Origin of the sequence: Acinetobacter sp. WCHA39, assembly GCF_002165385.1 — a bacterium.
In the GTDB taxonomy this organism is placed as follows: Bacteria; Pseudomonadota; Gammaproteobacteria; order Pseudomonadales; family Moraxellaceae; genus Acinetobacter.
Genome location: NZ_NHRP01000008.1, coordinates 65245 through 87955 on the forward strand (window position 1 = coordinate 65245; position 22711 = coordinate 87955).

Consider the following 22711-nt stretch of genomic DNA (forward strand, 5'->3'; position numbering starts at 1 on the left):
ACTAAAAACTAAGTTTCAGCACAAATTAAAAATTACATATTCGGGTAGTTTGGACCACCGCCACCTTCTGGCGTTACCCATGTAATGTTCTGTGATGGGTCTTTAATATCACAAGTCTTACAGTGTACACAGTTCGCAGCGTTGATTTGGAAGCGTTTAGAACCGTCATCATTTTCCATCACTTCATAAACACCAGCAGGGCAATAACGTTGAGCAGGCTCATCCCATTTCGGTAGGTTTACATTCACTGGAATTGATGGATCAGTTAGCTTTAAGTGAGCAGGTTGGTTCTCTTCATGCACTGTATTTGATACGAATACTGAAGATAAACGGTCAAAGGTCAACTTACCATCTGGTTTTGGATAGTTTGGTTTGAACGTCGATGCATCTACAGTTTTAAGTGCAGCAAAGTCTTGTTTTAAGTCATGTAAGGTAAATGGTACTTTAAGGATGTTTTGATCGATAAAGTTAAATGCGCCACCAATCCAAGTACCAAACTTGTGCATCGCTGGACCAAAGTTACGTGCTTGATATAACTCTTCTTTTAACCAAGAGTTATTATACTTATCTGTATAAGTCGTTAACTCTTTAGCAAAATGATCGTCGCCTTCAAGAACGCGAGCAATTGCAAGATCACCACCTTTTACGACGCCCGCTGCGATTGCTTCAAATACAGCCTCGCCACACAACATACCTGACTTCATTGCAGTGTGAGAGCCTTTGATTTTTGAAAAGTTCAAGAAACCAGCATCATCACCGATCAAGCAACCGCCTGGGAAAGTCAGTTTAGGTAAAGAGTTAAAGCCACCTTTTACAACTGCACGTGCGCCGTAAGAAATGCGTTTACCACCTTCAAGGAATTGCTTAATCGTTGGGTGAGTTTTCCAACGTTGCATTTCCATAAATGGATACATATTTGGATTTTCATAAGATAAATCCACAATCATACCCAAAGTTACTTGGTTGTTCTCAGCATGGTATAGCCACCAACCACCCGCAGAACCTGTTTCAGATAATGGCCAACCTGCACCATGCATCACTAGACCAGGCTTATGCTTAGCTGGGTCAATTTCCCAAAGTTCTTTAATACCAATACCGTAATGTTGCGGATCAGCATCTTTATCAAGATTATATTTTGCAATTAGGCGCTTACCGAGGTGACCACGGCAACCTTCAGCAAATAGCGTATATTTTGCATGGAGTTCATAACCCGGCGTGAAGTTATGTGTTGGCTCACCATTTTTGCCAATTCCCATATCACCTGTTTGAATCCCTTTTACCGTACCATCTTCATGGTAAAGCACTTCAGAAGCAGCAAAACCAGGGAAAATAGAAACTTCAAGCTCTTCAGCTTTTTGACCTAACCAACGCACAACATTACCGAGGGAAATAACATAGTTTCCTTCGTTGTGCATCGATTTTGGTACCATCCAATACGGCATTTTTTGTGCTTTCGTATCAGACAATAAGAAATAGGTTTCGTCGCCCGTTACAGGTACATTGAGTGGCGCACCTTCTTCTTTCCAGTTCGGGAACAATTCATTCATGGCACGTGGTTCAAGTACAGCACCAGAAAGGATATGCGCACCTACTTCAGAGCCTTTTTCAACAACACACACTGAAAGATCAGGTAGGTTGTTTTCAATCGCTAATTGACGAATTTTTATCGCAGCAGATAAACCCGCAGGCCCTGCGCCTACGATCACTACGTCAAACTCCATCGCTTCACGTTCGATGTGTTCCATGTAGGACTCCTCATATTTTTAAGGGTGGCAACCGTAATATTGCGATTCGGTGCTGCCATGAGTGTTCTGAATTGCCAAACACAAATGCTACTATTGTGCTTGCAAACGTTTGGGATAGTATAGTTTTAAACCTTGGGCTCGCCAATTGGCTGAGCGGTCATATTTTCTCGTCAGCAAGGCATAAACTATGATAAATGAAAATGATTCTCCACAAAACCCTTTAGAAAATCAGGGAAAAATCATGTTTTCTGATGATAAAAACTTAATGAACATTTCACAATACTTAAAAGATGTACAGCAAAGTCACAAAAGGTCAATTCCACCTTTAGACCAATGGCATCCAAAGCATTGTGGCAAAATGGATTTGAAAGTAAAAGCCAATGGTGAATGGTGGCACGAAGGTCAATTGATCAAGCGGCAGGCGCTATTGGATTTGTTTACTAAAGTACTTTGGAAAGAAGAGGGTAAATTTTATCTTAAAACACCTGTTGAGCAGATTGAAATTGAGGTAGAAGATGAGCCTTTATTAATCAATCATGTGGATCAAATTGAAATCGATGGAAAATCTTATTTGCAAGTCTCTACAACCAATCAGGACGTCGTGATTGTGGATGAAACACACCCTATTTTTATGCGTGAATATGCAGGTGAATTACGCCCATATGTACATATACGTTTTGGTATCAATGCTTTAATCCTGAGACAAAGTTTTTATCATCTCGTGAACTATGGTTCTTTGTCTGAAAATGCTCAAGGTGAGGCTGTTTTAACGTTAAAAAGTGGTGATTTGGTCTTGCATTTGAGCACCTGAGGTTTAAGCTTAAAAGATTAGATAAATTAGTGCTCACGTGTGTATGACAGTTGTTCAACCTATGCCTCTCTTATTGGATCCTATGCCACACGCATCTGCTGATGCGCCAATTGGGGTTTTTGATTCGGGTATTGGTGGATTATCGATTGCACAAGAAATTGCACAACATTTACCGAATGAACGCATTCTTTATTATGCAGATACAGCGCATGTTCCCTATGGTGCGCGTTCAGATCAAGAGATTCGCAAGCTTACTGCTCAAGCAATTGAGTGGTTGTATCGACAAGGTTGCAAAATTGCAGTTGTCGCTTGTAACACTGCTTCAGCTTTTAGTTTGGATTATTTGCGAGATTATTATGGTGAGCGTTTTCCAATCGTAGGTTTAGTTCCTGCGTTGAAGCCTGCTGTGATCCAAACCCAATCTAAAGTTGTAGCAGTGTTAGCAACACCAGCAACTTTTCGTGGTCAATTGATTAAAGATGTCATGCTCAAATTTGCTGAACCTGCTGGGGTGAAAGTTCTCGCTGTAACCAGTTTAAAACTGGTACCTTTTGTAGAGTCAGGTCAGCAAATGAGTCAAGGTTGTTTGAATGTATTGCAAGAAATTTTACAGCCTGTTGTTGCTCAAGGTGCGGACTTTTTAGTGTTAGGTTGTACCCATTATCCCTTCCTAAAAGATGCGATTCGTCAGGTTTTTGGTGAAAAGTTAAAGTTAATTGACTCTGGGCAAGCGGTTGCACGACAAACAGCATATATTTTAATAAAAAATAGGTTATTATGTGACAAAATAAGTCATAATATTACACGTATTGAATGTTATGTCAGTGGTAATAATGCGATTGAGTTATCATTAGTGCTCAAACATCTAGTACCAGAACAAATAACATGGACGATTCGCAATTTGGATGAAAGTACTACTTAAGTGCTTAAAATCTAATCATATTTGTGGTTTGATCTAGGTTATCTATTAATAAAATTTAAGCAAAATAGCTTAAAATTATTGATCAGTGAATTGAGGCTTAGCCTATGCAAGATACCCGTTATCAAGTGTTTATTTCTACGTCTGGCAATGAAATGCAACCAGAGCGAGCAGTCTTGACTCAAACTTTGGTTGGGATGGGTTTCTTTTCGTGGGGCTTAGAACAGCGCACACCATTAAGTACCTCTATTGCTCGTCGTCAAATAGATGACTGTGATTACGTCGTAATCTTATTAGGTAGCCAGTATGGCGAACAATCCGTTTCAGGTGTCGGTTACATGCATCTGGAATATATTTACGCCATGACGAAGCAGAAACCTGTGATTGTATTCATGCATGAAGATCCTGAATCACGTGATGCTGTATTACATGATCATAAATTAGAATTGAGAGAAAAATTCAAAGAGTTTAGAAAACAGCTTCAACATGAAGTTGATCAAGTTTTTACTTATCGGACTTTGCGTGATTTAGAGCTTGCGGTACGTTCGAATATGCCACAAATGTTAGAGCGTTATCCTGTGATCGGTTGGGTGCGTCCGCAAAATACGCAAGTTTTACAAGATGAAATTGACAGTTTGCGTGCAAAAGTAAAACAACTTGAAACTGAAGTTGGAAGTCGAGAAGTCGATCCGATTGCAACTGTTCCAAAGGTATCAATGCATGAGATTTATTCATTTGAATATCGTATGCATGCTTATCAAGATGGTAATTTCAAAGAAGTTAAACCATTCCGTAAAATGACATGGGCACAATTACTGAATGTGCTTGGTTCATCATTTGTGATTCCAACACCTGAAGAATATTTTTCCAAGCGCATGAATGAATATCTAAATGAAACGGGTCTGGATGATGCGCGCAAGGAAATGCCACGCGCGCATGCTGTTTCTCGCGCGCAAATCAATATTCGTGCACTCCATGAAATTAAAACACAAATGCGTCAAAATGAATGGATTATGCCAACTGGTCGTGATGATCGCCAACGGATGTTATGGCAATTGACCTCAAAAGGGCAGAAATTATTAGAAAGTAACATTTTGGACAGTAATCGGGTTTTTCAATTTAAGACCATGCATTAATTCAATTTAAAAAATAATCATAAAACTGCTAAAGTAATTGAAGAAATTCAGCTATAGCGGAAGCGATCTATGTCAGCTACACCAAAACCAAAAGTGACTGTGGTTTTAGCAAATTTAGGTACGCCAGATGAAGCCACTGTGCCAGCAGTACGTCGATTTTTAAAACAATTTTTATCGGATACACGTGTAATTGAAATCCCGAAACCGATTTGGTGGATTATTTTACATTTATTTGTATTGACATTCCGTCCTAAAAGAGTGGCTGAAGCTTATGCTTCTGTATGGTCAAAAGATTCACCAATGCGAGAAATTGTGCTTGAGCAAACTGAATTGGTGAAGCAACGCTTACAATCGGAAAATCAGCCTTTTGATTTAACGGTTGTTCCTGCTATGACCTATGGGCAACCCAGCATATATGGTGTTTTTGAGCAGCTTGAAAAAAATCCACAAGAGCACGTTATCCTTTTACCTTTATTCCCTCAGTATTCCGCAACATCAACAGCACCCCTTTATGATGCTTTTGCAAAATGGATTCCTAAACAACGCCATTTACCCGGTCTGACGTTAATCAAAGATTATTATCAACATCCCATGTTTATTCAGGCATTGGCGGATAGTGTTGTCGCTTATCAAGCCCAATATGGTAAACCTGAAAAATTATTGATGTCTTTTCATGGTATCCCGCAGCCGTATGCGGATAAAGGTGATCCTTATGCTGATCGTTGTCGTATGACAGCGAAACTTGTGGCTGAAGCATTGCACCTAAATGAGCATGAATGGGCTATTAGTTTCCAATCTCGCTTTGGTAAGCAGGAATGGGTTAAGCCATATACGGATGTGATTTTACAGCAATGGGGTGAGCAAAAAGTTAAATCAGTGCAAGTATTGAGCCCTGCATTTTCGGCGGATTGTTTAGAAACATTGGAAGAGTTGGCCATCCAGAATAAAGAACTGTTTCAACATGCGGGTGGTGGGGAATATGCTTATATTCCTGCTTTGAACAGCGATCAGGCGCATATTGATTTGCTTGCTAGTCTAGTTCAGGCTAATCTTGATGCCCTTACTCATACCTTAGCCCATCGTTAAATTGACGTTTTATTTCGCCAGAGGTTTTTATGCTGCAAGTCAAAATTGTACCCGTTACTGCATTTGCCCAAAATTGTTCTATTCTTTGGGATAGTGAAAGTAAAGAGGCTGTTTTGATTGACGCAGGTGGTGATGCTACTGTACTCAAACAACAAGTAGAAGCACTCGGTTTAAATGTTAAAGCACTTTGGTTAACGCATGGGCATCTTGATCATGCAGGTGCGGTGGGTGAACTTGCTGAGATATGGAATATTCCAGTGATTGGGCCGCATAAAGAAGATCAGTTTTGGCTTGATATGATCCAAGAAGTCTCAGCACGCTATGGTTTCCCGATCCCACAACCTGTCAAAGTTGATCAGTGGTTAGAGGGGGGCGAAACGTTGAAACTGGGTGAGGATGAATTTGAAGTCCGTTTTGCGCCTGGTCATACGCCTGGTCATGTGATGTTCTATAATGCCAAACATGGTTTGCTATGGACCGGTGATGTATTGTTCAAAGGTTCGATTGGGCGTACTGATTTTCCTAAAGGAAATCACCAGCAATTACTTGATTCAATTCAGCGTGAATGCTTTAGCTTGCCTGATGAAACTCAGTTTATCTCAGGTCATGGACCGATGAGTACCATCGGCTATGAAAAGCAATTTAATCCTTTTGTGGCAAGTAAAGCAGGTTAGTCCTCATAATCATCTTCTTGGTGTTGCAAGCCTGATTGAGGGGCATCTTGAGTAGGTAATTTGTATTCATCGCTCGCCCAAGCCCCAAGATCGATTAGTTTGCAACGCTCTGAGCAAAACGGACGAAATTCATTACCTTCCCAAGTGCTGGCTTCACCACAACGAGGGCAGGGAAATGTACGTGGCATAGAAAATTCCTAAAACATAAAACAAATAGATTAGGCAAAAGTAAAGTGAGTTGTTAGACTTATGCCGATTTCTAGATAGTTTGATGAGATTATGTCGATTCGTCAATTTCAAGCACAACGTATGCAAGCCCCTCGTGATTTTATTGCCATTCCTAGTACATCGATTTGTGTCGAAATTGGTGCTGGAAAAGGCAAACATGCCTTGTTGTTTACGGGGCAAAATCCACACACCACGTTGTATGCGATTGAACGAACCAAAGAAAAATTTCTGGCTATGCAAAAACAGCATCAACTAGAACCGCGTGAATATCTCAATCCGATTCATGCCGATGCTTTACCTTGGATTGTGCATGCCCTATATCCTGCACAGGTCGAACAATTTTTTATTCTCTATCCAAATCCAGAGCCGCATAATCCTGCACAACGTTGGCTGAATATGCCATTTTTTGAGTTCTTACTTTCTCGTCTTCAGCCCAATGGCTCGATTACGCTCGCAAGCAATATTCCTGAATATATTGATGAAGCTGAACAGCAGTTGATTGAGCTATGGAAACTGCCATATGAAAAGCAGAAAATTGCAGTAGATTCTGCACGTACTCATTTTGAAATTAAGTACTTAGAGCGTGGTGAATTGTGCCAACAATTGATCATTCGAAAACCAGAAGGCTATACAACCCGTTTTGATGATTTTGCACCATTGCAAGGGCAGAATATTCAAGAGAACCTTGATGTCTAAACGCATTGCGATTATTGGTGCAGGTCCAGCGGGCTTGATGGCTGCTGAAGTGTTGAGTCAATACAACTATCAAATTGATGTGTTTGAACAAAAACCTTCTGCAGCGCGCAAGTTTTTAATGGCGGGTAAAACAGGTTTAAATATCTCACATGCTGAGCCTGTAGACGTATTTATCCAACGCTATGATCGTACCGATTGGTTGAGCCCTTGGGTGAAACAATGGGATGCTCAGTGGATTCAAAATTGGATGCAAGGTCTTGGGATCGATTCCTATGTCGGCAGTTCAGGGCGTGTGTTTCCAGTAGAAATGAAAGCAGCACCGTTACTTCGTGCTTGGTTAAAGCGATTGATTCAGAAGGGCGTAAAATTCCATTATCGTCATCGTTGTGTGGATTTATCCAACAATCAACTCACGATAGAAAATCAGACTCAGCAATTTAGTGCAACTTATGATGCGATTATTTTGGCCTGCGGAGCAGTGTCATGGTCACAATTAGGTAGTGATGGCGCGTGGCAGCAATGGCTTTCCACCGATGAAATTGAACCATTTCAGGCTAGCAATGCTGGGGTGCTGAAACAATGGTCGCCATTTATGCACGACTGTTTTGGTCAGCCACTGAAACGTGTCAATGCATGGGTAAATTCAGAAAATAAAACGCATGGCGATATTGTGGTGACGCACTATGGTTTTGAAAGTGGAGTTATTTATAAACTGGGACGTGAGTTAAGACAGCTTGCAGCCCAGAATCTGCCCTTGCAACTGCATCTGGACTTACTCCCTGATATTATGATTGAACAACTGGAAAAGAAATTACAGGGCAATAAAAAGCAATCTATGACCAATATTTGGCGCAAAGCAGGGCTGGATACCGTCAAAATTAATCTGCTTCGGGAAATCGTTGATAAAAGCTTATGGTCGGATGCCAAGCAAATGGTGCAGCAGATCAAGCATCTCAGTATTTCTTTAGATGGCTTCCGTCCAATCGAAGAAGCGATTAGCTGTGCGGGCGGGGTCAAACAAGATATTTTATCTCCACAATTGCAATTGAAATCTAATCCTTATGTGTTTTGCTGTGGCGAAATGCTGGACTGGGATGCACCAACAGGTGGATATTTGCTGACGGCTTGTTTTGCCACAGGGCGAGCAGCAGGGCAAGGCGTACAACATTTTTTAAGCAGATAAATACGCTGTTTTGTACTTTGTTTGATATGTGAATAGTGTTAGTTTTGAGTAGTCAATAAATATAGGACGTATGATGATATGTCTGAACAATCGCCAGTATATCAAGGGAGTTGTTTATGTCAGGGCATCCGCTACGAAATTCAGGGGGAAATTGGTGAGATCGTTCAGTGCCATTGTCAGCGTTGCCGTAAAGCGAACGGGACTGCATTACAGATGATTTACCACAATATATCGAACGCCCATAAGTAGGTAGTGCAAGCATTATGATTTTTGAAACCTCTGAGTTAGATGCAAATCAGATCTATCGTTTGTTGGTTGGGGGAATTACGCCTAGACCCATCGCATGGATCAGTACCATTTCTGCTAGTGGCGTAGCCAATATAGCCCCTTATTCATTCTTTAACGTTGCGAGTTGTCATCCTCCCATCCTTTGGTATTCACAAGTCAATCCAAGAAATGGGCAAGATAAAGATACTTTGAGAAATTTAATCGAGACGCAACAATGTGCGATTCATATTGTAAATTCACAACTGCTTGAACAAATGAATTTATCTTGTGCAGTATTGCCTCCAGAGCAAAGTGAGTTTGATTTTGCTGAAATTGAGTCTGAACCGAGCCATGCGGTCGCAGCCTTGGCAGTAAAATATGCACCAGTGCGTTATGAATGCCAATTAAGAGAGGTGATTCAGCTCAGTAGCTTAGCATCTGGAGGTACAGTCGTATTGCTGGATGTTAAATCGATTTATGTTGATGATCGGTTATGGGATGGGCAGATGATTGATCAACAGCAACTCGATAGTGTTGGGAAAATGGGTGGCGATTTTTATAGTTTAACAACAAATTTATCTAAACTGGTTAGACCTAACATTACAATAGAAAATGATGATAAAAAAGGAGGCTAAGTACCTCCTTTATCTTATTTTGCAGTCAGTGCTTTACCTTCAAACTTCACGCCATCCCAGCCATTTTGCATAAACTGACGGATATTTTGATGATCTGTTGCTTCAGGTGTCGCCAATACAGATGCATAATGTTCCGCAAATAAACTGAGCGTCTCCGCTTGATTTAAGCCTTCGATTTGCGCAAAGCTGAGTACTTTTGCGCTGCCTTGGTTTTCGGTTGCAGCATTTGATTGTGCGCCATTTTGAAAGGCTGTTGGCGTATGTTGATAACGCGCTTCAATAAATGCCAATACGTCTGCAAACTTTGCTGAACCATCTTTAAGTTGTGCCAATAAGCTTTGAGCCATTTCAAAATTCCATATTTGGTGAAGTAATGCCCGTATCATAACATTTAAATACAGCATCGTATTTGAACTGGACGTTGTAATCTTGGCAGTTTATGCTCAAAGCGAGCATCAATCTTTTGAATAATAATGAATAGACACCGTTTAAGGTGGTCCTCACCATGGTCTACATTGCGATTTTTCGCACCGATATTAAGCTGTCGTTTTGTCTTGCAACTCCGTCGTATGGTAATGCGCATACTTCCTTTTATGCGTTTACAAAGTCAGGTGAGCAATGTGGTTTATTTGTCTTGGTTGGTGGATGTTGAGCAACTTCGCCAGCGTTATCCAGATCCTATTATTTTATGGGAAAAGCAGGGCAAAACCATCTTTACTATTTTAACTTATCAGCACCAGCATTTTGGCTTTACTTTCCTTGGAAAACTACGCCAGCTAATGCCTTCACCTCGGCAGAGTAATTGGCGCTTTTATTTAGATGAATCAAAGCCCAAGACTGTAATCTTTGAACAAGTGATCGTTGATCAAGCTCTGTATGTGATCGGTGGTCGCCTCGCCAGTGATGTGATGCCTGCGCAATATGCGCCAAATTTTCAGCATCAACGAGATGGAAACGCGATTCATACTCGTATTCGCATGGATGAAGATTATTCTTTTAGCAGTGATATACACATCAGCATGCAGAAACGTTTACCTGAGGCTTGGCAAAGCTTATTTTCCTCATGGGAGGAGGCCGTTCAATTTTTGGTGGATCAAGATCATGCGTGGGCTGAATGGACTGACCAACCGACTCGGATGTCGCAAGGGGATATCAACATGCCTGTGCAATTTCAACAAATTCAGGCTGCTGAGATTGATAAATTACAGGCTCCTCAATTGTTGCAACAATTGGGTTTAGATGATGATACCGCAGCTTTTACTTTTGTGGTTCCTAAACTGGATTTTTATGTGGTGGGAGAAAAAATATTGCCAGAATCTCAATAAATTGTGGATAACTTTGTGTTTATACACAGCAGTTGAGTTGTCTAAAAATTATGTTATTTTAGAACAAAGGAGATGGCATTCCTCCTATTGCAAACCGCCGTTTTGGCTAATGATGCCTACGTTATCCTGAACAGGGGCGTAGGTTTGTGCGTGCTCTGTTCCCATTTTGGAGTTCGCAAATGAAAAATCTTCAGAAAATTAGCTATAAATTCATGCTGAATATCATTTTAGCTCCAGCGCAGTGTGTGGAGTAAATCATGTACTATCCTTTACTCTCAATCGCATTTGGCTCGGTATTAGGTGCATGGTTACGTTGGTTTTTGGGTTTAAAGCTGAATCCTATTTTCCCCAATATTCCTTTAGGAACGGTCACCGTCAACTTTGTTGGTGGCTTTATTATTGGTTTTGCAATTTCCTATTTTTCTCAAAGCTCTCTCAGCCCCAATTACAAACTATTCGTGATCACGGGCTTTTGTGGTGCATTGACCACGTTCTCAACATTTTCGGCTGAGATTATTACCTTATTACAAAGTGGTAAATTGGGTTATGCCTGTGCTGCGATTTTGATTCATGTGCTTGGATCATTGCTGTTTACCATCTTAGGTATGAGCCTGCATCAATGGCTGAGTGCCACATAGCCAAGAAGTGATGAAATGAATGGATTTTTAATTACTTTTTGTACGACACAAAACCATAATGTTCAGGGGAAAGCGATTAGTGAAGGATTGTTGGTAGTCGCAAGTCAAATGAATTTGCGTGGGGCGACAGTGACAGTATGAGCGGGTTTGGAGGGTGTTGATCATCAGGGTTTATTTCATTCTGCTCGTTTCTTTGGATTCGCGGATCGACCTATACAAATTCAATTTGCAGTAAGCTCTGAACAGGCAATCGAATTATTGAGTTATCTGAATCGTAAAGAGATTTCTTTATTCTATGTGAAAACACCGATTGAGTTTGGCGTGGTGGGTAAATCAACTGATCGCTAGGATGTATAGAATCTAGACATAAAAAAAGAAGTCTAAGCGGAGGAGATATAGCCTTAGACTTCCAATATTAATAGCTTAATGAATGAAACTTAAAACAAGATTAACCTTTGCGATTAAAACGTGCAAAGCGTTTGTTAAAGCTGGCAACACGACCTTCATTGCTTGCTTGGCGTACTTCACCTGTATAAAACGGATGCGATGCGCTTGAAATATCTAGGGTAACGTATGGATAGACTTTGCCTTGATATTCTTTGCTTTGTTTGGTCTGGAGTGTGCTACCAATTAAAAAGTAGGTATCAGCATTGGTATCATGAAACAAGACTTGTTGATAAGCAGGATGGATATCTTTACGCATTTTAAATGACTCCTATTTTTTAGGTATGTTATAACGTAACAATATGTGGAGTCAATTCTAATGCTTTCAAGTGAGTGATCTATAACTTGTAGGTAAAATATTTCACCCCCTTTATTCAAAATAAAGGGGGGTTTTTAGTAATTTGGAACAAGCTCTTCAAATAAATCATTTAAGTTGTCGTGAACTTTAAGGTGAATCAAGTTCCAATAATGTCCTGAAATCGTACGATTGACCATGAGCGTATCTGGAGAAGGTTTAAATACATCCCAATATTTCAGCGATTTTTTAACAAGTCGCATTCCATCGTGATGCGATGAATTTTCGGCAAAGTCATAATGTGTACTTAACGGGCGTAATAGAATTTCAATCCATTGTGTATACAGTTCGGTTGGAAATTTCTGCTTTTCAGCAATTGAATGCAGTTCAACCAATAAATCTTCAACCTGAGCAATATCTTCTTGGCGAGCTGCATTGACCAACGCTTTAAAGTGTTGAATGATTTCAGGGGATAGCGTTTTGACGCTACCGTAATCATAAATAATCACACTGCCATCTTCACGGAAAGCGAAGTTGCCCGGATGAGGATCACAATGAAAACGCTTCAAGAAAAACATTTCTTGTCCTAAAGCGCGAATCAAACGACGACCGATTTGATTACGGGTTTCAACTGACCATGTACTGGCAGTTTCAATGGAATCACCTTGTTCAAGGCTCAGCGTTAGTACGCGGCGAGACGAATAATCTTTATAGACGGTTGGTATGATGATTTGATTATCCAACTTCTCATGAAAAATTTTAAAAACCTCGAGGTTTTGTGCTTCGATTTCGTAGTTCAATTCAGCAGAAAGGCTGTCCTGAATTTCTTGAAATAGTTGATCTTGTAGCTTCTTATCAATCTTAAGTACGCCCATTAAGCGTAATGCGAGGCGGACTTGCTTTAAGTCACTTTCACAGGCTTGGTCAACCCCTGGATATTGTACTTTCACCACAACTGCTTGCCCATTTGGAAGTACCGCACGATGTACTTGACCAATCGAAGCTGCTGCAAATGGTTCGGTTTCAAAAGAGCTAAAAATTTGGTTTAAGGGTTTGCCCAACTCTTTTTCGACTTGCTGCTTGATTTCAGCAAAAGGCATGGCTGGGGCTTGGCGTTGTAACTTAGCAATTGCTTTCGCCACTTCAGGTGGGAAAATGTCTTTGTATTGTGAGGCGATTTGCCCGACTTTCATCACTGCACCTTTCATTTCACCCAATGTATCGGCAATCTGTAAGCCAATATCTTGAAATAGTTGGCTGCGTGCTGCGTTTTTTTGTTCTTCATCTGCGGTGATATTACGAATGGAGTTGGCAACGCTTTTGCTGGCAATACTTGCGGTCATACCAGCCAGTTTTAAAAAACGTCTACTGGGAGAGCTTGCATGTTTTGCCATATTCGCTTGACCTCATTCGATTCAGTTTTAAAGTGATACCCTGATCATAGGTGACAAAACTTAAATTGCCTATAACAAAATGTTAAGGGATGTAAGTAGATGTTGAGAATGGATTAGATCTTACAGGATGTATTGGGCATCTATTGGTTGGAATCTTTAGATGTAATCTAGCCCGATCTTTTAAGATTTAGCCAAAGTTTTATGAGATTGATCGCACATTTTGATCAAATTGAAAGATGACATCCTTGTCATCTTTCAATTATAAAATTAAACCAGCATTAAGTTTTTATGAGTTGAGATTAATGTGTTGCGCTAAACGTTTATTGTTTAAATATAAACGACCAATTAAGAATACACAGGCAATGCTTAAACCGATAATCAATCCTAACCAAACACCTGCTACTCCCCAAATTGTATAACGTGCCAAATATAAACCGATTGGGAAAGCAATGACCCAGTATGCCATTAAGGTAATCCACATTGGTGCTTGCGTGTCTTGCATGCCTCGTAGGCAGCCTGCAGCGCTTACTTGCCATGCATCCATTAGTTGATACGCCATTGCGAACCACAACAGATACATCGCGACAGGAATGACATGAATATCATTGGTATAGATTGCCACGATATAGGGGCGTGCTACAGCAATCAGTGTCATGGTCAAAGCAGCAAAAATGGTTGCGCTAATTAACCCTACTTTTTGAACTTGGCGCATCGCATACCAATTTTTCTCTCCATAATAAGTGCCCACACGAATCGTGAGTGCAATGGCAAGAGATAATGGGATCATAAACAATTGTGAAGTCACAGAAATTGCAATCTGATGCGCCGCAATTGCATTTTCGCCGAGTGGACTCAGGACAATCGCGCCTGTGCTGAAAATACTCACCTCAAAAAATACAGCTAGACCAATCGGCAGCCCCAGCTTTAAGATGCGTTTTACCCATACAGGATCAATTTTTTCCCATTTTGTGAAAATGGGCGCTTGTTTATAAGCCTTAGCTTTTGAAATGTAAATCGCCAGTGTAATAAACATCAGCCACTGTAAGATTGCCGTTGCAAAGCCACAACCCGCACTCCCTAAAGCAGGGATAGGTCCCAAACCGTACATAAAAATAAAGTTCAGTGGAATCAGGACCAACAATGCAATTAAGCTAATCGCAGTGACAGGTCGTGGATGTCCTAGGGCTTCAGAATAACTACGTAATGCTGCGTACATCATCACCGCAGGCATACCAAAGCCAATCGCATGTAAAAATAGGCTTGCTTTGGGGAGTAAGCTTGCAGGTACTCCAAAGAGAGGTAAAAACATCGGCATACATTGCAAAATCAACATAGCAACGATGCCGAGGATGACCGCAACCCATAAGGATTGACGTGCAATAGTCGGAATTTTCTCTGGTGTTCTTGCACCGCGTGCTTCAGCGACTAAAGGTGTTGTTGCGATCATAATCCCTGCAAATAACAACATAATTGGAATCCATAGACCAACACCGACAGCAATCGCTGCCAAATCAGCAGCAGAAAGATGACCTGCCATAATGGTATCAATAAGACCAAGCCCAGCTTGAGCAAATTGGGTGATTAAGATCGGAAACATTAAATGAAATAATTGCTTAAGTTCAAACCGCTTGGTTGTCGCGTGAGACACAAAAAATACTCTTATTGAATTGAGGGAGAATTAGCGTTGTAGAGTGAATATAACACCAATAAAAATGACAATACTGCCGACAAGACGTTGCCAATTGACAGGTGTTTTTTCTGTACCTAACCAGCCGAAATGGTCAAGTAACATTGAAATGGTCAATTGGCCGAAAATAACTAAGCCTGAAAAAGTTAAAAAACCTAGTTTGGGTGCAGTATAAATGCTCATGCTGATGGCATAAACCCCAAGACATCCACCGACCCATAGAAACCATGGAATTTGGGACAGTTCTCCAAAACTGGGTTTTGCTGTGTTTTGAAAATAAACCATACATGCAAGCACAATTGTCCCTACCAAAAAAGATAATAAGGCAGCTTGAAGAGGTGAGTGTAAATGTTCTCTAAGTTGTGAATTAATTGCAGTTTGAAATGCCATAGCAATACCGACACCTAATGTAAGAGGAAGAATAAATAGCAATTGGCTGGTGATTTTGATCATTTTATCAATCTAATTGTTCTTCGTTGTTTCAGTCTAACCGAATAGTGAAGTGATGATAATAAGCGGATTGATAGAGTCATGTTAAAATAAAAGGGTTCTGTTGTTGAGCTTCTATTTTGAGTCATTTAAATCCAGCAAATATTCCACTTTCACTTTATATCCATATGCCTTGGTGTGTGCGTAAGTGCCCTTATTGTGACTTCAATTCACATGCTGTTCCTGATGGGGAGTTGTCTGTGGATTTAGAGCAACAATATCTTGAGGCACTAGTGGCTGACTTTGAGACTCAAATTGAAATGGCGCAAGGTCGGTCAATTCATAGCGTATTTATTGGTGGTGGAACGCCGTCTTTAATTTCAGCACAAGGTTATCAGTGGCTATTTAGTCAATTAAAGGCGCGATTAGACTTTGAAGTAGATTGTGAAATCACATTGGAAGCCAATCCTGGAACGGTTGAACATGATCCATTTGCGGATTATCTTGCCGTTGGGATCAACCGTTTATCATTGGGTGTACAAAGTTTTGATCCTGAGCATTTACAGCGATTGGGTCGTATTCATACAGCGAATAATGCTTTAGATGCGATCCAACAAGCACGTCAAGCAGGCTTTGAGCGCGTTAATGTTGATCTCATGCATGGTTTACCACAGCAAACGCAAGAACAGGCTTTAAATGACCTTAGATTAGCTGTAGAACATGGTGCAACACATATTAGTTGGTATCAACTGACCATTGAGCCGAATACAGTGTTCTTTAGAACCCAACCCGTATTGCCACAAGATGAAGTTTTAGAACATATCCAAGAATTAGGTGAGGCTTATTTAAAAGCGAATGGTTATATCAATTACGAAGTCTCAGCATGGCGTAAAGAAAAACCCTCAGCACATAATTTGAATTATTGGAAGTTTGGTGATTACTTAGCGATTGGCGCAGGAGCACATGGCAAAGTGACTCGCCCAGAGGGTATTTATCGTTTTCAAAAGACGCGGCTGCCAAAAGATTATTTGGCTAAGGTACCTGCTGAACATGTGCAAATGAAACGTATCGAAGCAGATGAGTTGCCATTTGAATTTATGATGAATGCTTTGCGTTTAAATGATGGGGTAGATGCGAAATTTTATACTCAACGCACAGGGCTTGATTTGCAAGATATCAATGAGACGCTGAATCAACTACGTGACAAAAAACTATTGGTCGATGATGTAAATCGAATTGCTTGCACAGAGCAGGGACATATCTTTTTAAATTCGGTGTTGGAAAGTTTTTTATAATTTAGGTGCAAGATTGCTTTGAGCAAGGATGCTTAAAGTAATCTATTTGTTGTTGTCATCTTTTAGAAAGATAGTTCGCACAAAATAAAAAAACCTCATCATAAATGATGAGGTTTTTTAGAATCTGGTGGGTCGTCCGCGACTCGAACGCGGGACCAACGGATTAAAAGTCCGCTGCTCTACCAACTGAGCTAACGACCCATAAGGGTTCAAAACATTAAATGGTGGGTCGTCCGCGACTCGAACGCGGGACCAACGGATTAAAAGTCCGCTGCTCTACCAACTGAGCTAACGACCCATCTCGTTTTGATGTTGCGTATTCTAGCAACTTATTCAGCTAACACAAGAGGAAATTTAAAAACATCTGCATGATTGTTTATAAAAAGCACGATTTCCTCTTGTTTAGCTAAAAAATAAACTAGAAACGGTACTGATAGCTTTGAATGTTATCAAAGATTTCAGTATTTACATCACTATAGCTGTTTGTACCTGGTAATAAAACCAATAAACGTTCAGATGTTTTGCTCGGATTAAATGAGTCTTCTTTCAGTTTATTTTTTTGGTATTTAAATGTTCCAGTTGTTTCTACTTTGGCTTGAATACGTAAAAATACTGGAATTGCATAAGATGGTAAGCATTTTTTAAATACATTCACCATAGCGCTTAGATCAGTTTCGTTGAGCTCTGCACCATCAACCAAAGTAATTGCCGCCATACCTGCACGACCATTGGTATTTGGAATCTCTACCCCATATACCACAGCTTCCGCGATCTTTTCATATTCGCAGACCATGTTTTCAACTTCAGTTGTAGAAACGTTTTCACCTTTCCAACGGAAAGTATCACCTAAACGGTCTACAAACTGCGCATGGCGGAAGCCGATGTCACGAACCAAGTCTCCAGTATTGAAGTATGAGTCGCCCTTATTAAACACATCTTTTAAAATCACAGATTTGTTCTTTTCTGGGTCTGTATAGCCATCGAAAGGTGATCGGCTAGTGATCTTACCGACGAGTAAGCCGACTTCACCTGTTTTGACTTTTTTACAGTTGCCTTTCTTATCGCGAACTAACTCATTCTTTTCTTTGTCGAATTCAACGATTGCATATGGGGTAGGAGAGAAGCCAACTGTATTGTCAAAGTTAAAGATATTACTAAAACCAACATTACCTTCACTTGATGCATAAAGTTCAAGTACTTCTTGCACGCCAAAGCGTTCTTTGAACTTACCCCAAATGTTTGGACGCATACCGTTACCAATCATTTTAGTGACACGATGAGCACGATCCTGTTCAGTTGCAGGCGCATCGATGAGGTAACGGCAAAGCTCGCCGACATAACCAATCGCTGAAGCATTAAACTTCTGAACATCTTTCCAGAACGCACTGGTTGAATATTTACGGCGTACAGCAAGGGTTGCACTGCCTGCAATCACGCCACACCAGCACACCACCACGCCTGTTGCATGATAAAGTGGCAGGGTCACATACATCACGTCATCTTTACCGAGGTTAAGGATATGTCCATACGTACCATAGGCAAGCGTCCAGCGGCTGTGTGTGAAAATAACAGCTTTTGGTAGGCCCGTTGTACCAGAGGTATAGATGTAGAACAAACCATCTTTACCTATCACGGTGCGGGTAGTCGATGGATTGAATTTTGGAAATTGGTCAATTTGTTGCGAAAGGTTCACATAACCTTGTGGTGCAATCCCTGCATTTTTTCGTGTTTCTAGATCAGCAAACCAGTGGAAACGATCTTGAGCAACTTTTAATTCTGTGCGAGCTTCATCAATCGCAGCACGGACTTCTTCACCTGCAATCACTGCAATTGGATTAACCAAATTAATGCTATGAGCGAGGATTTTACCGACTTGTGATGTGTTTACGAGTGCGATCGTGACACCAATTTTAGCTAAAGCAACAATCGTAGCAATCAGTTCAGGACGGTTTTCAACCATCACTGCAATGACATCACCCTTTTTAGCACCAAGCGATAAATAGTAATGCGCAATTTGGTTGGCCCATTCATTTAGTGCTTGGTAGCTGTAACTTTGATCTTCAAATAACAGTGCGATGCCTTGAGGGTTACGCTTGACTGCTTTTTCAAAGGCAATGCCTAAACCAGCAGGTGAAGTTGGCGTTCGTATATATGCTTGTTTAAGTCCATTGAGGATATGAGGTACTTTGGTGATGAAGTTTGGAAGTCGAGTAGCAACATCACTAAGGGTAATAATATCGGTCTGCGTAGTTTGGCTCATATCAATCCTATTTATTTTTCGACCAGTCCAAAAATGGCTATCTGTTAGAACAAAACCATTAACATCATTGTTGTTGATGCTGTTTTTACTGGTAATTTCCTAGAGCAATCAACCTAATCTGACAGAATAACAAAAAAGCCTAGTCATCGAAATGACTAGGCTTTGCCTTATTGAGTGCAATTTAGCAAATTATTCATTGCCAGTTGTGCTCTTTTTAGGTGGTCTTCCACGAGGGCGACGAGGGCGGCTAGATTTTTCCTTTTCTGCCTTCGCTGCTTCATCCTCTAGTTCTGCTTCAGTTGGCTCAGCTTTTTCAATAGCTTGAACAGTTTCAGTCGTTTCAGAAACCGTTGCAGCTACGATTTCAACTTCAGCTGTTTCAGTCGATGTTACTGGCTCGGAAGCTTCAACTGGTGCGGCTTCTGCTGGCGTAACAGTACTGTCTAGTTCTAGTGGTTGTTGCGCTGGAGTGGTGGCTACTGTTTCATCTGCAACAATATTAACGACTGTTTTTGGCACTTCTTCTTTCGATTCAGTGCTTTCAATAGGTGCAGCAGTCGTATTTGCAGCGATATGAGCTTCCTTAGCTTGTTCAGCGGCAAGTTTAGCCAAGCGACGACGTTCGCGTGGATCATTTGCAACACGAGTAGCAGGTGCTTCAGGTGGAGTTAGTGCCAATACAGGTGCAGGTTCAACTTCTTCAGTTTGCTTTTGAGTTGGAAGTTCAGCATCACGGGTTACGGGACGTTTTTCTTCAGCAACAGTTTCAAGCACTAAAGTATTTGCATATTGCTCAGCAAACTTTTGTAATGCACGATTAAATGTTGTCACTAAGCCGAATTGCTCAATCAAAATAGTACAATCTTCACCATATACATGACGAATCAGGCTACTCATCGTGTATTGAGCTAATGTTGGAATTTGTGACGGTACAACTTTATGCACAACGGCTTTAGGCGATGATTGTGAATCACGATGACGACGACGTGAACGTGGATCATTGCTAGCACGTTTTACAGGTGCTGGAGCAGCTTCAGTTGATGTCACTTCTTCAACTTCTGTAGTCACTTTTTCTGTTTGAACAGGTTCAAGGACTTCAGTTTGCTCTACAGCAACAGGTACTGTTTCAGTTTTTGTAACTGGCTTAGCCTGTTGTTGATTTAATGCAACAATTTCACTTTGACCTTGATCAATATTTACGATCAATGCTGTGTTGATTGGTTCTGCGCGAGGTGCATCAATCACATCAACTTTAATTTGTTGAGGACTCGCTACAGTTTCAGGTGTAGCGGCAGCAGTTTCATTTAAAACACTTTGGTCACGATGACGGTTTGGTCGATTTGGACGCTGTTGGTTATTGCGATCACGACGTGGCAACGCGTTTGTATCATTACCATGTCCAGCATCTTGATGCTGCTGTTGGTTTTGATGTTCTTGTGGTTGCTGACGTTTTTGCTGACGCTTTAACTCACGTTGTTCTTGACGTGATGGTTGCTCTTGACGAGAAGAAACTTGAACATTTTCTTCCTGCACTTGATTTTGTTGTTCATGTGCATGTGAATGATGTTCACGTTGTTCTTTATGTTTACGTTTCTTCGGATTTTGCGATTGATTTGGGCGATGAGCTTTTTCATCTTTCTCAAATGTTTCGCGCGCTTCTTGTTTCACTGGTGATTGTGAAATATAAGCATTATTGACGGTTGGTGCTGCAGTCTCAGTGATAGCAGCAGGTGTATTCATTTGACCAAACTGACCAAGGCTGACTGCACCGTTATTAATCATTTGTTCAATTGCTGCGGCAGCATTTTGTGCAGAACGTGATTGATCAATCGTTTGTGCTTGCTTTTGAACGAATAAGTTCTCTAACCATGCGCAAGGGCTTGCTGATTTTTGTGCAACAGCTTGTTGTGCTTGCTTAGGTTGAGCAGCTTGTTGTTGAGTGGCTTTCTTTTGCTGTGCAGCTGCATTATTTTGTGCAGGTGCTGCATGGTGATGCTCTGCTTCTTCTAAATGCCATTCAGAAGACTCATACCCCAATTCTTTTTCACTTGAACGGGTTGCTTCAGTACGCTCATAACTCGATGGAGCAAAGCCATCAGGATTGTACTGGATTTGATAATGTGGGGTTTCTAAGTGTGGGTGAGGCAATATGGTCACACGAACATTCGATGTTTGCTCAAGATATACCAGACTGTGACGCTTTTCATTTAATAAGAATGCTGCGATTTCAACTGGAACTTCAACTTGAACTTCACCTTGACGCTCGCGTAAAGCAATTTCTTCGACCTTGCGCATAATCGAAAGTGACAATGAACGTAAGTCACGTACCATACCTGTGCCATGACAGCGTGGGCAAACGTAGCCAGTCGCTTCTTCTAAAGAAGGGCGTAAACGTTGACGGCTCATTTCCATGAGACCAAAACGTGACAGTTGACCGAACTGGATACGTGCGCGGTCACTTTGCGTTGCTTCACGTAATTTCGCTTCAACCATACGTTGGTTACGGTCTTTGGTCATGTCAATAAAATCGATTACGACTAAACCGCCAATATCACGCAAACGAAGTTGACGTGCAATTTCTTCCGCAGCTTCTAAGTTAGTATTGAGCGCAGTTTCTTCAACGTCATGACCACGTGTTGATTTCGCCGAGTTAATATCGATTGAAACCAAAGCTTCAGTTTGATCAATCACGATTGAACCACCAGACGGAAGTTTAACTTCACGTTCATAAGCGGTTTGAATTTGGCTTTCGATACCGAAGTGAGCAAATAGAGGCTCATTCAAGGTATAAGTTTTTAACTTATCAAGTTGGCGTGGCATGACTGCTTTAACAAAGTTATACGCTTCGTTATAAGCTTGTTCACTATCAATCAGGATTTCTGCAACATCATCACGTAAGTAATCACGGATCGCACGTGTCACTACACCTGCTTCTTGGTGAACTAACATTGGTGATGGACCAGAACCTGCTGAACCTTGGATTTGAGCCCAAAGGTCAAGTAAATGTTGCAAATCAAGTTGCAATTCTTCTTGTGTACGACCAATACCCGCAGTACGAACAATGACGCTCATGCCACGAGGTACATTTAAAGAAGATAGAATTTCTTTGAGTTCTTCGCGCACAGAACCTGAAATCTGACGGCTAATACCGCCACCTTTCGGGTTGTTTGGCATAAGTACTAAATAACGGCCTGCAAGAGAAATAAAAGTAGAAAGCGCAGCACCTTTGTTACCGCGCTCTTCTTTTTCGACTTGAACCAATAATTCTGTGCCTTCAGTGATGAGTTCACGAATATTTGAAGTTTGACGAGGATCCGCTTTGAAATACGAGTTTGCAATTTCTCGCATAGATAAAAAGCCTTGACGCTGTGCGCCGTACTCAACGAAAACTGCTTCTAAAGAAGGTTCAACGCGAGTGACATGACCTTTATAAATATTTGATTTTTTTTGTTCACGAGTACGATTTTCTAAATCGAAATCGTAAAGACGATTACCGGTAATCAGTGCAACGCGAACTTCTTCGGCGTGGGTTGCATTAATCAACATACGTTTCATGGGTGTGAC

20 protein-coding genes, 2 tRNA genes, 2 pseudogenes and 1 riboswitch are annotated in these 22711 nt (G+C 40.9%); of the genes and pseudogenes, 13 read left to right on the forward strand and 11 right to left on the reverse strand.

What is annotated here, in order from left to right:
- Nucleotides 1-32: 32 nt before the first annotated feature.
- Nucleotides 33-1745 carry an electron transfer flavoprotein-ubiquinone oxidoreductase gene (locus CDG56_RS05870; RefSeq protein WP_087547232.1) on the reverse strand — a complete coding sequence of 571 codons (1713 nt, stop codon included), beginning with the start codon at nt 1743-1745 and terminating at the stop codon, nt 33-35.
- Between the two features lie 187 nt (nt 1746-1932).
- Here CDG56_RS05870 and CDG56_RS05875 point away from each other — a divergent pair, with 187 nt between their 5' ends.
- The 5 genes from CDG56_RS05875 to CDG56_RS05895 all read left to right on the forward strand — a co-directional run bounded on the left by CDG56_RS05875 (nt 1933) and on the right by CDG56_RS05895 (nt 6371).
- Nucleotides 1933-2556: a DUF1285 domain-containing protein gene (locus CDG56_RS05875; protein WP_087547233.1), complete on the forward strand. Its 624-nt coding sequence runs from the start codon at nt 1933-1935 to the stop codon at nt 2554-2556.
- Between the two features lie 43 nt (nt 2557-2599).
- On the forward strand, nt 2600-3478 hold the full coding sequence (gene murI / locus CDG56_RS05880; RefSeq protein ID WP_087547234.1) for a glutamate racemase: 879 nt from the start codon (nt 2600-2602) through the stop codon (nt 3476-3478).
- 104 nt (nt 3479-3582) lie between these two features.
- A complete protein-coding gene (locus CDG56_RS05885; RefSeq protein ID WP_087547235.1) occupies nt 3583-4611 on the forward strand; it encodes a DUF4062 domain-containing protein in 1029 nt (342 codons plus the stop codon).
- 69 nt (nt 4612-4680) lie between these two features.
- A complete protein-coding gene (gene hemH, locus CDG56_RS05890) occupies nt 4681-5697 on the forward strand; it encodes a ferrochelatase (RefSeq protein ID WP_005162777.1) in 1017 nt (338 codons plus the stop codon).
- 29 nt (nt 5698-5726) lie between these two features.
- Nucleotides 5727-6371 (forward strand): MBL fold metallo-hydrolase, encoded by a 645-nt coding sequence (locus CDG56_RS05895; protein WP_087547236.1) that lies wholly within the window; start codon nt 5727-5729, stop codon nt 6369-6371.
- On the opposite strand, the gene CDG56_RS05900 is transcribed toward CDG56_RS05895, so the two are convergent.
- The gene (locus tag CDG56_RS05900; RefSeq protein ID WP_087547237.1) at nt 6368-6559 is read right to left on the reverse strand and encodes a DNA gyrase inhibitor YacG; all 192 of its coding nucleotides are present in this window, start codon (nt 6557-6559) and stop codon (nt 6368-6370) included. The genes CDG56_RS05895 and CDG56_RS05900 overlap by 4 nt on opposite strands.
- Before the next feature lie 91 nt (nt 6560-6650).
- On the opposite strand from CDG56_RS05900, the gene CDG56_RS05905 reads away from it, so the two are divergent.
- The 4 genes and pseudogenes from CDG56_RS05905 to CDG56_RS05920 all read left to right on the forward strand — a co-directional run bounded on the left by CDG56_RS05905 (nt 6651) and on the right by CDG56_RS05920 (nt 9380).
- Nucleotides 6651-7295, forward strand: a complete 645-nt coding sequence (locus tag CDG56_RS05905) for a hypothetical protein (RefSeq protein WP_005162765.1) — start codon at nt 6651-6653, stop codon at nt 7293-7295.
- Complete coding sequence (locus CDG56_RS05910; RefSeq protein WP_087547238.1) at nt 7288-8478, forward strand: TIGR03862 family flavoprotein; 1191 nt, start codon at nt 7288-7290, stop codon at nt 8476-8478. The genes CDG56_RS05905 and CDG56_RS05910 overlap by 8 nt, the downstream gene beginning before the upstream one ends.
- Nucleotides 8479-8556: 78 nt before the next feature.
- Nucleotides 8557-8685, forward strand: a pseudogene (locus tag CDG56_RS05915) (GFA family protein); the annotation flags it as partial.
- A 56-nt stretch (nt 8686-8741) separates the two neighbouring features.
- Nucleotides 8742-9380 carry a flavin reductase family protein gene (locus CDG56_RS05920; protein ID WP_087542980.1) on the forward strand — a complete coding sequence of 213 codons (639 nt, stop codon included), beginning with the start codon at nt 8742-8744 and terminating at the stop codon, nt 9378-9380.
- A 14-nt stretch (nt 9381-9394) separates the two neighbouring features.
- Here the strand turns inward: CDG56_RS05920 and CDG56_RS05925 are convergent, their stop codons facing one another.
- Nucleotides 9395-9727 (reverse strand): HopJ type III effector protein, encoded by a 333-nt coding sequence (locus CDG56_RS05925; protein WP_087547239.1) that lies wholly within the window; start codon nt 9725-9727, stop codon nt 9395-9397.
- A 126-nt stretch (nt 9728-9853) separates the two neighbouring features.
- Here CDG56_RS05925 and CDG56_RS05930 point away from each other — a divergent pair, with 126 nt between their 5' ends.
- The 3 genes and pseudogenes from CDG56_RS05930 to CDG56_RS05945 all read left to right on the forward strand — a co-directional run bounded on the left by CDG56_RS05930 (nt 9854) and on the right by CDG56_RS05945 (nt 11691).
- Nucleotides 9854-10705 carry a DUF2071 domain-containing protein gene (locus tag CDG56_RS05930; RefSeq protein ID WP_087547240.1) on the forward strand — a complete coding sequence of 284 codons (852 nt, stop codon included), beginning with the start codon at nt 9854-9856 and terminating at the stop codon, nt 10703-10705.
- 59 nt (nt 10706-10764) lie between these two features.
- Nucleotides 10765-10831, forward strand: a riboswitch (Fluoride riboswitch).
- Between the two features lie 131 nt (nt 10832-10962).
- Nucleotides 10963-11343, forward strand: a complete 381-nt coding sequence (gene crcB / locus CDG56_RS05940) for a fluoride efflux transporter CrcB (RefSeq protein ID WP_087547241.1) — start codon at nt 10963-10965, stop codon at nt 11341-11343.
- A 15-nt stretch (nt 11344-11358) separates the two neighbouring features.
- A pseudogene (locus tag CDG56_RS05945) lies at nt 11359-11691 on the forward strand (DUF190 domain-containing protein).
- A 100-nt stretch (nt 11692-11791) separates the two neighbouring features.
- Here the strand turns inward: CDG56_RS05945 and CDG56_RS05950 are convergent.
- The 4 genes from CDG56_RS05950 to CDG56_RS05965 all read right to left on the reverse strand — a co-directional run bounded on the left by CDG56_RS05950 (nt 11792) and on the right by CDG56_RS05965 (nt 15616).
- Nucleotides 11792-12046, reverse strand: a complete 255-nt coding sequence (locus CDG56_RS05950; protein WP_087547242.1) for a type B 50S ribosomal protein L31 — start codon at nt 12044-12046, stop codon at nt 11792-11794.
- A gap of 134 nt (nt 12047-12180) precedes the next feature.
- Entirely contained in the window at nt 12181-13476 is a 1296-nt protein-coding gene (locus CDG56_RS05955) for an ABC1 kinase family protein (protein ID WP_087547243.1), read from the reverse strand.
- Nucleotides 13477-13762: 286 nt separating this feature from the next.
- Entirely contained in the window at nt 13763-15124 is a 1362-nt protein-coding gene (locus CDG56_RS05960; RefSeq protein WP_087547244.1) for an MATE family efflux transporter, read from the reverse strand.
- A 30-nt stretch (nt 15125-15154) separates the two neighbouring features.
- The gene (locus CDG56_RS05965) at nt 15155-15616 is read right to left on the reverse strand and encodes a DMT family transporter (RefSeq protein WP_087547245.1); all 462 of its coding nucleotides are present in this window, start codon (nt 15614-15616) and stop codon (nt 15155-15157) included.
- A 116-nt stretch (nt 15617-15732) separates the two neighbouring features.
- Between CDG56_RS05965 and hemW the strand changes: the two genes are divergently transcribed.
- A complete protein-coding gene (gene hemW / locus CDG56_RS05970) occupies nt 15733-16887 on the forward strand; it encodes a radical SAM family heme chaperone HemW (RefSeq protein WP_087547246.1) in 1155 nt (384 codons plus the stop codon).
- A 125-nt stretch (nt 16888-17012) separates the two neighbouring features.
- Here hemW and CDG56_RS05975 read toward each other — a convergent pair.
- The 4 genes from CDG56_RS05975 to CDG56_RS05990 all read right to left on the reverse strand — a co-directional run bounded on the left by CDG56_RS05975 (nt 17013) and on the right by CDG56_RS05990 (nt 22702).
- A tRNA-Lys gene (locus CDG56_RS05975) sits at nt 17013-17088 on the reverse strand.
- Nucleotides 17089-17109: 21 nt separating this feature from the next.
- Nucleotides 17110-17185, reverse strand: a tRNA-Lys gene (locus tag CDG56_RS05980).
- Between the two features lie 120 nt (nt 17186-17305).
- Entirely contained in the window at nt 17306-19147 is a 1842-nt protein-coding gene (locus CDG56_RS05985; protein ID WP_087547247.1) for a long-chain-acyl-CoA synthetase, read from the reverse strand.
- Between the two features lie 189 nt (nt 19148-19336).
- Nucleotides 19337-22702, reverse strand: coding sequence for an Rne/Rng family ribonuclease (locus CDG56_RS05990; protein ID WP_087547248.1), 3366 nt, complete (start codon nt 22700-22702; stop codon nt 19337-19339).
- Nucleotides 22703-22711: the final 9 nt, after the last annotated feature.